Annotated in this window: 14 protein-coding genes; 7 read left to right on the forward strand and 7 right to left on the reverse strand. The window is 49.3% G+C overall.

Annotation, left to right across the window (positions count from 1 at the left end; genetic code table 11):
* Nucleotides 1-10: 10 nt before the first annotated feature.
* Together sohB and PRUB_RS08880 are read right to left on the reverse strand one after the other, a co-directional pair.
* Nucleotides 11-1,024: a protease SohB gene (sohB, locus tag PRUB_RS08875; protein ID WP_010385473.1), complete on the reverse strand. Its 1,014-nt coding sequence runs from the start codon at nucleotides 1,022-1,024 to the stop codon at nucleotides 11-13.
* A 72-nt stretch (nucleotides 1,025-1,096) separates the two neighbouring features.
* On the reverse strand, nucleotides 1,097-3,517 hold the full coding sequence (locus tag PRUB_RS08880) for a VolA/Pla-1 family phospholipase (RefSeq protein WP_010385474.1): 2,421 nt from the start codon (nucleotides 3,515-3,517) through the stop codon (nucleotides 1,097-1,099).
* A gap of 269 nt (nucleotides 3,518-3,786) precedes the next feature.
* Here PRUB_RS08880 and PRUB_RS08885 point away from each other — a divergent pair, with 269 nt between their 5' ends.
* Nucleotides 3,787-4,530 carry a YciK family oxidoreductase gene (locus PRUB_RS08885; RefSeq protein ID WP_010385475.1) on the forward strand — a complete coding sequence of 248 codons (744 nt, stop codon included), beginning with the start codon at nucleotides 3,787-3,789 and terminating at the stop codon, nucleotides 4,528-4,530.
* A 41-nt stretch (nucleotides 4,531-4,571) separates the two neighbouring features.
* On the opposite strand, the gene rluB is transcribed toward PRUB_RS08885, so the two are convergent.
* Genes rluB through rnm form a run of 5 tightly spaced genes read right to left on the reverse strand, consistent with a single transcriptional unit; the run spans nucleotide 4,572 to nucleotide 8,355 of the window.
* Entirely contained in the window at nucleotides 4,572-5,432 is an 861-nt protein-coding gene (rluB, locus tag PRUB_RS08890; protein WP_010385476.1) for a 23S rRNA pseudouridine(2605) synthase RluB, read from the reverse strand.
* Nucleotides 5,429-6,016: an SMC-Scp complex subunit ScpB gene (scpB, locus tag PRUB_RS08895; protein ID WP_010385478.1), complete on the reverse strand. Its 588-nt coding sequence runs from the start codon at nucleotides 6,014-6,016 to the stop codon at nucleotides 5,429-5,431. The genes rluB and scpB overlap by 4 nt, the downstream gene beginning before the upstream one ends.
* Before the next feature lie 50 nt (nucleotides 6,017-6,066).
* On the reverse strand, nucleotides 6,067-6,882 hold the full coding sequence (locus PRUB_RS08900) for a segregation and condensation protein A (RefSeq protein WP_010385479.1): 816 nt from the start codon (nucleotides 6,880-6,882) through the stop codon (nucleotides 6,067-6,069).
* 2 nt (nucleotides 6,883-6,884) lie between these two features.
* Nucleotides 6,885-7,505: an L-threonylcarbamoyladenylate synthase gene (locus PRUB_RS08905; protein WP_010385480.1), complete on the reverse strand. Its 621-nt coding sequence runs from the start codon at nucleotides 7,503-7,505 to the stop codon at nucleotides 6,885-6,887.
* 4 nt (nucleotides 7,506-7,509) lie between these two features.
* Nucleotides 7,510-8,355: an RNase RNM gene (rnm, locus tag PRUB_RS08910; RefSeq protein WP_010385481.1), complete on the reverse strand. Its 846-nt coding sequence runs from the start codon at nucleotides 8,353-8,355 to the stop codon at nucleotides 7,510-7,512.
* 518 nt (nucleotides 8,356-8,873) lie between these two features.
* On the opposite strand from rnm, the gene PRUB_RS08915 reads away from it, so the two are divergent.
* The 6 genes from PRUB_RS08915 to trpA are packed head-to-tail and all read left to right on the forward strand — an operon-like array spanning nucleotide 8,874 to nucleotide 15,393.
* Nucleotides 8,874-10,448, forward strand: coding sequence for an anthranilate synthase component 1 (locus PRUB_RS08915; RefSeq protein ID WP_010385482.1), 1,575 nt, complete (start codon nucleotides 8,874-8,876; stop codon nucleotides 10,446-10,448).
* Nucleotides 10,445-11,035, forward strand: coding sequence for an aminodeoxychorismate/anthranilate synthase component II (locus PRUB_RS08920; protein WP_010385484.1), 591 nt, complete (start codon nucleotides 10,445-10,447; stop codon nucleotides 11,033-11,035). The genes PRUB_RS08915 and PRUB_RS08920 overlap by 4 nt, the downstream gene beginning before the upstream one ends.
* 2 nt (nucleotides 11,036-11,037) lie before the next feature.
* Entirely contained in the window at nucleotides 11,038-12,042 is a 1,005-nt protein-coding gene (trpD, locus tag PRUB_RS08925) for an anthranilate phosphoribosyltransferase (protein WP_010385485.1), read from the forward strand.
* Nucleotides 12,035-13,399 carry a bifunctional indole-3-glycerol-phosphate synthase TrpC/phosphoribosylanthranilate isomerase TrpF gene (trpCF, locus tag PRUB_RS08930; RefSeq protein WP_010385486.1) on the forward strand — a complete coding sequence of 455 codons (1,365 nt, stop codon included), beginning with the start codon at nucleotides 12,035-12,037 and terminating at the stop codon, nucleotides 13,397-13,399. The genes trpD and trpCF overlap by 8 nt, the downstream gene beginning before the upstream one ends.
* Nucleotides 13,400-13,408: 9 nt before the next feature.
* Nucleotides 13,409-14,590 (forward strand): tryptophan synthase subunit beta, encoded by a 1,182-nt coding sequence (gene trpB / locus PRUB_RS08935; protein WP_010385487.1) that lies wholly within the window; start codon nucleotides 13,409-13,411, stop codon nucleotides 14,588-14,590.
* Entirely contained in the window at nucleotides 14,587-15,393 is an 807-nt protein-coding gene (trpA, locus tag PRUB_RS08940; RefSeq protein ID WP_010385488.1) for a tryptophan synthase subunit alpha, read from the forward strand. The genes trpB and trpA overlap by 4 nt, the downstream gene beginning before the upstream one ends.

The following is a 15,393-nucleotide window of genomic DNA, read 5'->3' on the forward strand; positions in this document are numbered from 1 at the left end:
CCCTAAGCACTTAATAGCTTGATTTTTGCCATTTAGAGAACAGACGCATCGCGCCTTTTTCAAGGCTAAGACTAACACCAACGCCCAGTTTCTCAGCCAGCGATTTTTTCAGCTTAAACCGCACCTGATAAAGCTGATGAGCTTGATTTAACTCTAATAACAGATCGTCACTGGTGCGAATTTCGTCTACCAGAGCAAACTCATGCGCGTGTGTGGCCAGCCAATGCTCTCCCGTCGCCACTTTATCAATATCCATGTTCGGTCTGTTATCGCTGACAAAACGCTTGAACAAACCATGGGTATGCTCTACTTCTTCACGGAACTTTTCTCGTCCTTTATCCGTATTCTCACCAAACAGAGTCAACGTACGCTTAAACTCACCAGCGGTAATTTGCTCGTAGTCAATGTCGTTCTTTTTTAGCAGTTTATTAAAGTTAGGCATCTGAGCAATGACGCCGATTGAACCAACAATGGCAAATGGTGCAGCGATGATTTTATCTGCCACACAGGCCATCATATAGCCCCCACTGGCAGCGATTTTATCCACACACACCGTCAGTGGCAGACCTGCGTCTTTGAAACGTTGTAGTTGTGAAGCTGCCAGCCCATAACCATGCACAACCCCTCCACCGCTCTCCAGATTAACCACGACCTGATCCTGCTTTGCGTCTGCAATGGTCAGAATAGCCGTCACTTCCTCTCTGAGATTTTCGACCTCATGAGCATCCATACTGCCGCAAAACTCAACCACAAAGACCCGCTTTTTTGTCTCAGTTGCGTGTTCTGATTGCGCCTTTTTCTGCTGCTTGAGATGGGACTTCAGCGCTTTCTTATCCAGGGTTTGTGCCAGAAACTGTTCTTTAGCCTCGTCCAGTCGTTTGGACAGATTGGTCAGCTCGATTTCACCAGACTGTGAACTCGGCTTATGGCTTGCGGCAACTATCATCGCAATAATCGCACCTAACGCAGCGACCAAAGTCACCGCTTTAGCCAAAAATAATCCGTATTCGTATAAAAATACCAACTTTCTACTCCTGAAATTTAAGTAAAAAAAAGCCGCTAAAACAGCGGCTTTTTCATAATCTCTCAAATGCGACTATTTTGCAATAACAGCATCATTGGTGATTGGTAACATCAGGCCTTTTGAAGCAAGGAAAGTCGCCAGTTGCTGCTGGATTTCCATGGTCGCTGCAGCATGACCTTCTGCTGTGCCACCCGAATGCTCGTCAAAGCTGGTAGTCAACAGCGAGCTGTGATGTCCCTGACTAAAGCGCACAACATAGCTACCCGCTGTGCCGTCGGTTGACGTTTGCGTTTCGCTCACAGGCGTCAGCCCCATTACAGCTGCCATTGGCAAGCTACCTGACAACGGATTGCTTTGCGTTGAAGGTGGGATCACCTGGTCTTCTTTATTGCCATTCTCGCCACCCACAACAACACCCATGTAGATAGGTGTGCCCAACGCATTTACCGCGCCAGCATAGTTGAGCGGATCAGCGCTACCCAGCACGCTTTGTGCTGCGTAAGCGAATTGGGTTACGGTTGCATCAATTGCTCCGAGTGAGACGGTATCACCGTTCGCCTCTAGCTGTGCAGTAAAGGTTGAATATGCACAGTTTGCAAACGCGCCGGCATCAGTTGCAAACTGGCCGCAATCTGCGATAGCACCTTCCCCCAGATAAGCATTAAACTGTTTTGATACAGCCAAATCTGTTGCCGCAGACAAGACCGCGCTTTTCACCACAGGACCGAATGAAGCAGATTCCACCAGGAAGTTTGCAATGCCCGAACCGCCGCTTGATAAGGCGCCCGCTTTCACGTTAAACAAGGCGTCAACCTGCTCATCCAGCGGTGTATTAGCCAACGCGATGAAGCTAGGCCCAACAACCGACCCCAAAGAGTGGCCAATAAAGCTCACATCCTGCGTATTGAACAGCAAAGGAACCGCCGTCGCCTGATTGATGAAATTCAGACCAAGACGCAGGCCCAGCAGGTCAGCTGTTGACTGACGCAGGTTATCACGTGCAACCAACAGGGATTGCAGGTTCATATAGTGAAGTACACTCTTCGTTGACGCGTTGAAATCAACCTCGCCATCGCCGTCTACATCAATACCACGGTCACCATGCAATGGATGGTCAATTGCAACCGTTGCAAAACCAGCCTGAGTCAACGCCAGCGTCAGACCCAGCATGTCTTCTTTCTTGCTGGTGATACCATGTTGCATAATAATAACCGGCCAGCCAGTTTCTGGGCGGTTTGTTTCGTCCGCAGGCATAGTGATCTGGACCGGAATATTATTCGCGCCCAGCGCTTTTGGAATTGGATTATATTTGCTGACAAACTTATGCTGATCCAGCCCTAAGTCTCGCAAACGACCTTCAGATAACGCATTACAAAGTGTATCGTTACCTTCTCTTAGCTCAGGTGTGCCACCTGTTGCCTGAATATAGCCGGCAACCGCTGCGGCGTTATCACACTGTGCCTGCCAGTAGGTATCTGCCAGCGCTGCGTCATCTTTCGTTTGCGGCTCGCCCAGGTAACGCGGCAAAACAATATTACCTTGCAAGTATCTTACAGAGCGGAACAAAGGACGAATCTCGTCAGACAATGGGAGGCCCGGTAAATCGGCAACCGTCAAGCCATCAGCAGGCTGCTGGCCAACGCTTAATACAGGTCTTTGCTCGGTAGTCAAAGACGCAGCCAGCAACTGCTTCACGGCACCCATGACTTCAAAAGTCGAGTGTGTTGTCATTGCAGCTGAATAAATGATTTCTTCACTGGTCACGGTGCCCAGCGATGTCACCGCACTCTCATAGCTACGCACTACCGCTTGCAAGCCTTTTTGTGCAGGTGTTACCAAAGGCGCTTCTTGCTTAAGCAAGGTATAAGAGGAAGAAGGCGCGACACTGCCCGAGCTGTCTTTCAGGCTCGTTGTTAACACTGTGATATAAGTTGTCGCCGATTTTAGTGGCTTCACAGGAATAACATTAATGCTTTTACCATCTGCACCTAACTGAGCAATAAAATCACCAGTTGGGCCAAAGGTCAGCTCAGCGACCCCTTTACAGGCAATCCCGGCAGGCACAGTTGCACAATCCTGGTCAGTCAGGCTGGCGCCCATAACTACTTCAAAAATTCTCACAGCACCGGGCGTTGCGACACTCGCCGCATCAATTTCAACACCGGGTGGCACAGTTAAATCAATTGCAAATGGCATTTGCGTTGACCAACCATCCAGTGCACCTAACGCCAGTGAAGGATCAGCATAGTTTGCACGCTGTATTTTAACAGAGCCGTCATCGTTCAGTTCACCTGGAATATTCAGCGTGCCATCTTTCGTGCCGTTAAACAGCAGGTCATTAGGCACCGAAATCACCCCATTGGCAGGGTCGAATTTGATCGAGGCGCTGGGTGTTACAGCTGTGCTTTCTTGTTTTACATCTTCAAGGGTTTCACCGCCACCACAACCAGCTAAGGCTGCAGAAACCGCGAGTGAGAGTAGCATTTTTTTCATTTATTTGGCTCCGACATAATCTTATTATTATTCTTAGCCCTGAATTCAACTTAACTGCTTAATTTAGCTGATAAATTGACCGATCAGAGAATATTTAGTTAAAACCTTTGCAAAAAGGTACTTAAAGGTAAATCTGCTTTTAATAAGACATTAGACCAGTTTAAGTTAACGCAAAGTGTAGCGTTTCGCCAGCCATATTTACAATAAATTCGATAACTTGGCTGTGGTATGTGGTAAAATATGCTGAAAATTTAGCTCAGAGGTTCAAAATGCATACTTATCAAGCAGCTGAGAATGCTTTAGAAAACAAAGTGATTTTGGTCACTGGTGCAGGCGATGGCATTGGCCGTGTTGCTGCACTGACCTATGCCAAACATGGTGCAACGGTTATTTTGCTAGGTAAAACCACCAGCAAACTAGAATGTGTTTATGACGAAATCGTCGCCGCAGGTTATCCAAAGCCTGCCATCGTGCCTTTAGACCTAAAAGGTGCCACAAAACAACACTACCGCGATCTTGCCGCCACTATCGAACAACAATTTGGCAAGCTTGACGGACTACTGAACAATGCCTCTATATTAGGTGCATTGGGTCCGCTGGAACACTTTTGTGTGTCCACATTCGAAAACATCATGAAGGTCAATGTTACTGCGCAAGCAATGATCACTAAATACCTGTTCCCTGTCATGCGTAAAGCCCCCAGTGCGTCTATTATCTTCACGTCATCCGGCGTTGGTCGTCAGGGTCGTGAGTTTTGGGGAGCCTATGCCATTTCTAAGTTCGCCACTGAAGGGATGATGCAAACGTGGGCCGCAGAAGTGGGCAAAACCAACATTCGCATAAACTGCATCAACCCAGGAGCCACGCGTACAGGCATGCGCGCCACAGCCTACCCGGGTGAAGACAAAGATAAACTAAAAACACCTGAAGAATTGATGCCAACTTATCTTTATCTGATGTCCGATGACTCGGCAGAGGTAAATGGCCAGTCACTCGACGCACAGGTAAAATAAAGACATAAAAAAAGCCGCATTAGCGGCTTTTTTTATGTCTGTTAACGACGTTTGCTCTGCTTGAGACGCTGATTATGCTTGCTCACCGCCTTGCGAATACGGTTGATCTTAGCACGTTTGTCTTTACGTTTTTCAGGCATCACCGACAGCTTAGTTTGCGTTTCAGGACGCATGCCGACAGATTTACGAAGGTAATTCACATCTTCCAGCTTGAGTTCTTCCCAGCCGCCCTGAGGCAGTCGCTTGCCCAACTCTAACTTGCCGTAGCGAATACGGATAAGGCGTGATACTTCAAGCTCCTGAGACTGCCATAAACGACGCACTTCGCGATTACGACCTTCAGTCAGAGTGACATTAAACCACTTGTTCAGGCCTTCACCACCGCGTGGCGCCAGCTTCAGGAATTTCGCTGGACCATCTTCCAGTTCGACCCCTTTTTTCAGGTTGCGCAGGTGTTCGTTGGTTACATCACCAAATACGCGTACCGAGTATTCGCGCTCTACTTCATATTTGGGGTGCATCAGCCGGTTGGCCAGTTCACCATCATTGGTGAACAACAACAAACCCGATGTATTGACATCCAGTCGGCCGATGGCAATCCAGCGATCGCCTTCAATACGCGGCAGACGATCAAACACAGTGCGACGCCCTTCCGGGTCTTTACGCGTACACAACTCGCCCTCTGGCTTGTGGTACATCAAGACACGGCAGATCCGATCATCCTGCTGTTCTACTTTTACGATATGCCCATCGACCCGGATAACCGCATTTTCCTCAACACGATCACCCAGTCTGGCCACCTTGCCATCAACACTAACACGGTTGCTTTCGATGTATTTTTCCATTTCACGACGCGAGCCAACGCCAGCGCGTGCTAAAACTTTTTGTAACTTCTCACTCATTCTGATGGTTCTCTCACAGAAGGATCATCTAACATCTGATCTAGCTTTTCGCCCTGTTGGGAAGGCAGCTCAGGGAGCATATCCAATCCATTAAGCGAAAAGTAGTCTAAAAATTGTTTCGTTGTTGCATACAGTGCAGGTTTACCCGGCACTTCTTTATAGCCCACTATCTTTATCCATTGTCGCTCTAACAGGCTTTTGATGATATTAGAGCTGACCGTCACACCCCGCACCTGCTCAATCTCGCCCCGGGTTATGGGTTGACGATAAGCGATCAGTGCCAATGTTTCGAGCGTCGCACGAGAATACTTTGGCGCTTTTTCCTGCCACAGATTGCTAAGCCAGGGGCTTAAGCTGGCACAGGCCTGAAAACGGTAACCCGTTCCGACTTCAACCAGTTTGACACCGCGAGTTTGATAATGCTCGCTCAAGGTATCCAGCGCCTGTCGGAGGCGGACATCTGATACATGAATATCCTGCAAAACAGTTTCTTTCAGTTGTTTGCGAGACAAAGGCTTATCGGCAACGAATATGGCTGCTTCAACCAATTCAACCAATTGTTCATCACTGATACGACGTTTCATGCAAGTAGGATAAGGCTAGTCTAAAGCGGCGTATTATGACAGAGCCCGCGTCACTCGTGTAGCTTTAATGACAAATAAATTGCACTGGCGGGCGTACCCGCGGGAGTCACCTGCAAGCAGTTAATCAATTGCTCCTTCAATAACTCAAGCATAGCGATAAATGTGACCACCACACCACTGCGCCCCTCTGACAAAGTAAATAAACGTGTAAACTCAACCGGCTCGGTATGTTCAGATAAAAACTGAAGGATTGCGGCCATGCGCTCACGAGTAGATAACACTTCGGCACTGATCTGATGATGTTCAAAGGTTTTTGCCCGTGCCATCACATCACTCAGGGCCAGAAGCAGCTCGGCCATCTCAATGTCGGGTAGTCGGGTTTGTGGTTCTTCTGATTCTTCCATCAGTGCACGGGCAACAAAAATTTCCCGATCTACGCGGGGGATCTGGTCCAGATTCTCAGCCGCTTTTTTAAATTGCTCATACTCCTGAAGCCGTCTGACCAATTCTGCACGCGGATCTTCCTCATCTTCCAGTTCTTCGTGGACTGGCAACAATAACCGCGATTTAATCTGTGCCAGTAAGGCCGCCATAACCAGATACTCACCGGCCAGCTCCAGCTGCATATCCTGCATCATCTCCACATACTTAACGTATTGCTGCGTGATACTCAGTATCGGTAACTCAAGGATGTCCAGCTTGTGGCGTTTAATGAGATACAACAACAGATCGAGCGGCCCCTCGAAAGTCTCCAGTATGACTTCCAGTGCATCCGGAGGAATGTACAGATCCTCCGGCTTTTCCAATACCGCTTCACCATGTAAAAATGCCAGTGGCAATTTTTGCTGGGCGCTCTGATCAGGCATGATTATTCAAACTGGGTTGTATCGCCGCAACCACGGCGCAGGATCACCACTTCGTCGTCGGACATATCAATCACTGTCGTCGCCTGCTCTACCAGATACCCACCGTGAATGATCAGGTCAACGTGCTTTTCCAGACGCAGGCGAATGTCGTCCGGGTCCGATTCGGTAAATTGCTCATCTGGCAAAATTAACGAGCAAGACATCAAGGGCTCGCCCAATTCGGTTAATAGAGCAGCCGTGATCGGATGTTCTGTCACCCGGATCCCGATGGTTTTTTTCTTCTCATTAAGCAATCGTCTGGGGACTTCTTTGGTCCCTTTGAGAATAAACGTATAAGGGCCCGGCGTATTGTTTTTGATCATCCGGAACATTTGATTGTCTACACGCGCATAAGTCGAAAGCTCAGATAAATCACGACACATCAGCGTAAAGTTATGATGCTTCTCAATACCGCGAATACGCTCAATACGCTCTTTAGCCTGCTTATTACCCAAGCTACACCCAATGGCGTATCCTGAATCGGTTGGATATACGATTACGCCACCTTGCTGAATAATGTCAACGGCCTGACGGATCAGACGACCTTGTGGATTATCAGGATGGATATGGAAAAATTGGCTCACGCTGTCACTCCTCTGTCGCGCCCCAGAACTGCCAAACACCTTGGCAATCTTTTGGTAAGTATAGGTTTTTTCCAAGATCCAACCAGTTCGTTGGATAATGAAAGTCAGATCCCTGACTGGCCAGTAAGTTAAACTCACGACTTAACTGCCCCAGAAACTGTCGCTCTGATGGTGCCTGTTGTGGCTGTGCGACCTCCATTGCCTTTCCGCCCGCAGCACTAAATTCACTCAGTAGCTTTCTGAGCCACTTATTCGACATCTGATAACGGCCAGGGTGCGCCAGCACGCTCACGCCGCCAGCCTGATGGATCGCGTCTATCGCCTCACCCATGCTGCACCAGCTGCTCGGCACATACCCAATTTTGTTGCGGCCAAGAAACTTTTTAAACACACCCTGAATATTTTTGGCGACCCCTCGGTCTACCAGCGCTTTGGCAAAATGCGCACGAGTAATTTCAGCGTTCTCAGCCAGGATTTGTGCCTGTTCATAAATACCCTCATAGCCGCGCTTAGCCAGCCGAGCACCAATTTCTTTAGCACGTTCACGACGTTTTTGCTGTTGACTGGCAAGTAAGGCGTTCAGAGCGGAGTTCGACTCATCTATATTCAAACCCACAATGTGTATTTCAAAGCTCTCCCACTTGGTTGAAATCTCAACCCCGGAGATGAGCGACAGTGGCAACTGTTGATCAGTGATGTACGCCCGAGCAGGAGCAAGACCTGCGGTGGTATCGTGATCTGTAATGGCAAGTACGTCCACACCTCTTTCGGTTGCTCGTTCAAGCAAGGCACCGACTGCCAAACGACCATCCGAAAAAGTACTGTGACTGTGTAAGTCGTATTTTATCAAACTCTCATAACCTTCTAAAAAAATGCAGATTTTAGTATACCATGTTGTTTACTTCTACGGGCGGTTATCTGACACACTAAACAGTGATAATGCAGCAAACAGCTAGGCCAAAATAACCATTTTTGGGAACTGGCCGCATTTTTTCCAATTTGACCTTGACACTTTGTCCCATAGTGCGGTTTACTGTGGTCACTAAATTTACATAACGACGACTTAACAAATGAAAACACAAACAACTTTCAACATTTGGTGGTGGCACTCGTAATTAGCGGGTGAGTCGTTGTGCATGCAAGATTTTCGAAACCCGCGCTAAACACGCGGGTTTTTTTGTAACTTAATTTTCTCAAAGATATTGTATAGTGATCAATAATATAACAACTATTTTACTAGTAAAATCTTGGTGGTGGTGCCTGAATTAGCGGGACGGCATCTCTGTACCTAATACACAGACCCCCGCAAGCAAATCGCTTTCGGGGGTTTTTTTTAGATTAATTTATGAAAATTACGAGGAATGAGGTGTGATTTTTAGTCATATAACGACACAGCCCGGGGAAGTAACCAGTATTCGGTTACGGCGAGAATACATCGCCAGCCCCTTGTCTCTGTTCGCAGCGCTGGATAAGCCCAATTCATTGTTGCTGGAATCTGCAGAAATAGACTCCAAAGACAATGTAAAGAGCATTATCCTGGTTGATACAGCACTGCGCTTTGAATGTAAGGGCAAAAATGTCATCGTCCGGGCGCTGTCTAACAACGGCGAGCAGCTTCTGCCCTATCTGGCGCAGGAAGTCGAAAACTGTGACGTAACACTCGATAACTCAGTGCTGACCATTACTTATCAGGATACATCGGCCGATCTCGATGAGTATGCCAAGCTGAAGGCCGATAACGCGTTCAGCGCGCTCAGAACCTGTATCAACCGCATCAAGTGCAACTCAGACACACCATTTTCGCTGTTTCTGGGCGGTGTATTTGCGTACGATATGGTTGCCAATTTTGAGCAACTCCCTGACGTGCCGGACGGTGCCAATAGCTGTCCGGACTACGTATTCTACCTGGCCGAGACCCTGCTGATCATAGATCATCAGGCTCAAACGACTGAGTTGATTGGTAATGTATTCAACGGTCCCGATGTTCATGCGAACTGTTTTGAAGTAGGCCGCCAGCTTGAAGTCCTCAATCATCAGTGTGATGCTTTGGAGTCATTCTCGCCAAGCCCGCTTGCAGGTAGCTGTGAGGTCAGTGTTGATATCAGTGACGAAGCATATATAGAGCAGGTAGTAAAACTGAAGCAGCACATTGTGGATGGCGACATCTTTCAGGTTGTGCCCTCTCGCACCTTCTCTTTACCTTGTGCCGATCCCCTTTCGGCTTATAAAGCGCTTAAACAACAAAACCCAAGTCCTTACATGTTCTACATGCGCGATGAGGAGTTTGTTTTATTTGGTGCCTCTCCTGAATCGGCATTGAAATATTGTGAGCAGAGTAACCAGGTAGAAGTCTATCCGATTGCGGGAACTCGACCTCGAGGCAAGTTCGCCGATGGCAGTATCAATCCGGATCTCGACAGCCGCATTGAACTGGAGCTCAGAGACGATCACAAAGAACGCGCAGAGCACCTGATGCTGGTTGATCTGGCCCGCAACGATGTGGCACGGATCAGCATACCGGGTACCCGCCACGCCAAAGAACTGCTTAAAGTTGACAGGTACTCTCAGGTCATGCATTTGGTTTCGCGCGTAGTCGGTCAGCTGAAACCGGATCTGGATGCCCTGCATGCATACCAGGCCAGCATGAATATGGGCACCCTGGTAGGCGCGCCTAAAGTCAAAGCGGCTGAGCTGGTCAGGCATACAGAACAACAACGACGTGGCAGCTACGGCGGTGCTGTGGGCTATCTTACCGGCGATGGCGCAATGGACTCCTGTATCGTGATCCGCTCAGCATTTGTCAAAAATGGTCAGGCGCTGGTTCAGGCCGGTGCCGGCGTTGTTTATGACTCCGACCCACAAGCCGAGGCCGATGAGACCCGAGCCAAAGCCAGTGCCGTGATCAAAGCCATTCAATCGACTTATGCAGGAGCACCGGCATGATCCCTAAGATATATTTTCTCGATAACTTTGACTCCTTCTCTTACAACCTGGTCGATGAGCTGTCACTCCTTGGGGCCGAGCTCGTGGTGTATCGTAATCACCTCGATGCCAAGACCATTTTTGCCAAGATGCAGCAAGAAACCGGTCCGGTGATCCTAGTTTTGTCTCCGGGTCCGGGCGCACCTAAAGATGCAGGGTGTTTACTTGAGCTGATTGAACTGTGCAAAGGTCACTATCCCATGCTTGGGATCTGCCTTGGCCAACAGGCACTGACACAAAGCTATGGTGGCACCATTGGCCATGCCGGTGAGACGGTACACGGTAAATCTTCCCATATTAGTGTCAAACCTCACCCCGTTTTTGACGGACTGGGTAAGTCTTTTCCTGTGGCTCGCTATCACTCTCTTATGGCAACTCAGGTACCTGAATGCCTGGAAGTCATTGCCAACTATGAAGAAATCCCAATGGCGATTTATCACCCGGACGATAAGGTGATCGGGTATCAGTTTCACCCGGAATCAATTTTAACCCCATGCGGCGCTCAGCTGTTACAGCAAAGCATCGCCTATCTCACATCGGAGGAGTAGACATGGACAGTTTAAACTTATTACTAGAACAACAATCACTGAACTTTGCCGAGGCCACAGAGTTGTTCAGTTCCGTCATGCAGGGCCAGCTGGATGAAGTACAGCTAACCGCCGCCCTGGTCGCCCTGAAAATAAAAGGGGAAACCGCTGAAGAAATCGCCGGAGCTGCAAAAGCGATGCGCGATCACGCCACCGCGTTTGACACCCAAGGCCTGCTATGCGCAGACAGTTGTGGCACTGGGGGTGATGGCACCAACACCATCAATGTCAGTACCACAGCAGCAATCGTTGCGGCCGCTTGTGGGATCCCAATGGTGAAACATGGCAACCGCAGCGTATCCAGTAAATCTGGTTCTGCTGATCTGTTGAAAACACTCGGCATAAACCTGGATATGGACCCGCTACTGGGTGCTCGCTGTTTGCAACAAACTAACTTTACCTTTTTGTTTGCGCCGCATTATCATGCTGGCGTCAAACATGCGATGCCGGTGCGCACTAAACTCAAAACCCGCACCTTGTTCAATATCCTTGGCCCACTTGCGAATCCAGCGAAGCCGCAAGTGCAATTACTCGGCGTTTATGACCCTAAACTCTGCCGTCCCATGGCTGAGACTTTACAAAAACTCGGCACTCAGCGCGCTATGGTCGTTCATGGCTCAGGTTGCGATGAAATTGCACTGCATGGCGAAACTCAGGTAACCGAGCTCAATCAGGGCGTCCTGAAAGACTACACACTGACGCCTGAAGACTTTGGGCTGCAACGCTATCAGCTTGAAGCCATTTTTGGCGACACCCCGGAATTTAATGCCCAGGCAACCCGGGACATTCTCGATGGCAACGGCAAAGAAGCACATAACGCTGCCATCATCGCCAACGTTGCTGCGCTGCTGGTCATGACAGACAAAGCAACAGACCTGAAATCTGCCAGTGCTCAGGTTTCAGAAATACTGGCGTCCGGACGCTGCGCCCAGAAACTTGCTGAAATTGTGGAGGTGAGCAATGGCTAACGTGCTAGAAAAAATTGTTGCTGACAAAGAAGTCGAAGTCGCGCAAAGAAAACAAGACCGCCCGCTGGAAAGCTTTATTGATCAAATCACGCCCAGCGATCGGGACTTTTACGCAGCGCTGAGCCGCCCGGGAACTCAGTTTATTCTGGAGTGTAAGAAAGCCTCACCGTCGAAAGGTCTGATCCGCCAACACTTCGACCTGGATGAAATTACCGCAGTATACGGTCGTTACGCCAGCTGCATCAGTGTGCTCACTGACGAAAAATATTTCCAGGGTAATTTTGAGTATCTTAGTTATGTCAGAACTCAGGTCTCGCAACCCCTCATCTGTAAAGACTTTTTTATCGATGAATACCAAGTGTACCTGGCCCGTTTAAGTGGTGGCGATGCCATTTTGCTAATGCTATCAGTACTCGATGATGCGCGTTACACAGCTTTGGCTGAACTTGCGCACAGCCTGAACATGGCAGTGCTGACTGAAGTCAGCAATGAAGAAGAAGTCCATCGCGCACTCGCGCTAAACGCCAAACTCATTGGGATCAATAACCGCAATCTCAGAGATTTAAGTACAGATCTGGCAACCAGCGAGCGTTTACGCAAATTAATCCCGGACGATAAAACCGTGATCTCCGAGTCGGGTATCTATACCCATGCAGACGTTAAGCGCCTTGCTCCCATTTGTAATGGCTTCCTGGTCGGCAGCTCTTTAATGGCTGAACAAGACCTGGAGACCGCTTGTCGTAAACTGATCCTGGGTGAAAATAAGGTTTGTGGCTTAACCCGCAGTCAGGACGCCATTGCCGCTTATGAGGCCGGTGCAGTATACGGAGGATTGATTTTTTACCCCAAATCACCCCGTTATGTTGACATTGACTGTGCAAAAGCCGTCGTAGACAGCGCACCGCTCAACTATGTGGGCGTATTTGTCGATGCACCGCTTGCACAAGTGGTTGAAAACGTTCGTATCCTCAAGCTCAGCGTTGTGCAGTTGCATGGCAATGAAACGCAAGAGTACATCGATGAGCTGCGCAAACAGTTACCTGTTAACTGCCAGATCTGGAAAGCCCAGGGGATCAGTGATCATCTGCCTGAGCCATTACAGGGCGTCGACAAACATTTATACGACACTAAGGTCAAAGGTCAGCTTGGTGGAACAGGACAAGCATTTGACTGGCAGTTGCTTAGCCAGACTCCGGGCAGCTTTATGCTGGCAGGCGGACTGAGCGCTGACAACCTGACACAGGCCTCATACCTGGGCGCAGCAGGATTCGATCTGAACTCTGGCGTCGAGATCAGCCCGGGTAAAAAGTGTGCCGACAAACTCAATACAGCTTTTAACACAATTCGTAAATACTGAGGTGGAAAAATGAATACAGGATATTACGGTGATTTTGGTGGCATGTTTGTCCCTGAATTACTAGTTCCTGCGCTTAAGCAGCTTGAGCAGGAATTTAATAAAGCACAACAAGACCCGGCATTCCAGCAGGAATTTTATCAATTACTCAATGAGTTTGCAGGGCGTCCGACGCCACTGACGCTGACCAGAAACCTGGTTAAAAACCCAAAGGTAAAGCTGTATCTGAAACGAGAAGATCTGCTCCACGGTGGCGCGCACAAAACCAACCAGGTACTTGGTCAGGCGCTGCTCACTAAACGTATGGGTAAATCAGAAGTCATCGCTGAGACCGGCGCCGGACAACATGGTGTTGCAACAGCACTGGCCTGTGCCTTGCTGGGTCTTAAATGCCGCGTTTACATGGGTGCCAAAGACGTTGAACGTCAACAACCGAATGTGTTCCGTATGCGCCTTATGGGTGCAGAAGTTATCCCGGTTACAGCAGGCTCAGGCACACTCAAAGACGCCGTAAATGAGGCTATGCGCGACTGGTCAGCCAATTACAAAACCGCCCACTACCTGCTTGGTACCGCAGCGGGCCCTCACCCTTTCCCGACCCTGGTACGTGAGTTCCAGAAAATGATCGGTGAAGAAGCAAAACAACAGGTACTGGAAGCTGAAGGAAAACTGCCGGATGTGGTCATGGCCTGTGTGGGTGGTGGTTCCAATGCGATTGGGATGTTTGCAGACTTTATTGACGAAAAAGACGTCAAACTGATTGGTGTGGAGCCAGCTGGTAAAGGTCTGGACACCGAAGAACATGGCGCAGCATTGTGTAAGGGGACTAAAGGCATTTTACATGGTGCTTATACTTATATCATGCAAAACCAGGACGGTCAGATTGAAGAGTCATACTCGGTCTCTGCTGGTCTGGATTACCCAGCGGTTGGACCGCAACACGCCTACCTGCACGAGACCGGTCGGGCTCAGTATGTCGCTGTAACCGATGACGAAGCGCTGGCAGCTTTCCAGTCATTGGCAAAACATGAAGGGATCATTCCGGCGCTGGAATCCAGCCATGCGTTAGCCTACGCATTGAAATATGCTGAGGCACAAGAACAAGACACAGTGATAGTGATCAACTTAAGTGGCCGTGGCGACAAAGATTTAGCCCATGTCCACCAGGTATTAGAAGCGCGAGGTGAGCTATGAGCCGTTACAATGAGATGTTCCAGCAGTTAAACGACAAGCAGCAAGGCGCGTTTGTCCCGTTCGTCACCATTGGCGACCCGGACAAAGAAACCAGCCTGGCAATCATCAAAAGTCTGATTGAAGGCGGTGCGGACGCACTGGAGCTGGGGATCCCGTTTTCCGATCCCATCGCGGACGGTCCGGTTATCCAGGCTGCAAATATTCGTGCACTAGAACAGCACATTGACACAGAAGATTGCTTTGACGTGATCCGTGCAGTGCGCGAACAATATCCTCATATCCCAATTGGGTTGCTACTGTATTCAAACCTGATTTTCGCTCGTGGTCTGGATGCATTTTACCAACAAGCCAAAGCCGCTGGCGTCGATTCGGTATTGGTTGCAGATGTGCCGCTGCACGAGTCAAAAATGTTCCGCCGAGCAGCAGTAGAGGCAGGCATTGAGCCGATTTTCATCGCAACGCCTAATGCCAGTGATGATACCTTGCGCGAATGTGCCAGTTACGGCAGAGGCTACACCTATTTGCTCTCGCGCGCCGGTGTGACCGGTACAGAAAGCCAGGTGCAAATGCCAACCGGTGAGATCATCACTAAGCTCACCGAGTACCATGCTGCCCCTACCCTACTGGGCTTCGGTATCTCCACGCCGGAGCAGGTCAAAGCCGCGCTGGATTCAGGTGCCGCGGGGGCCATCTCAGGTTCCGCCGTGGTCAAAATCATTGAGCAGCACCTGGACGACAAGCCAGCGATGTATCAGGCTCTGAGCGCTTTTGTGCGCGACATGAAAGCCGCTACCGCGCGCTAA

The organism is Pseudoalteromonas rubra, assembly GCF_000238295.3.
Taxonomy (GTDB): Bacteria; Pseudomonadota; Gammaproteobacteria; order Enterobacterales; family Alteromonadaceae; genus Pseudoalteromonas; species Pseudoalteromonas rubra.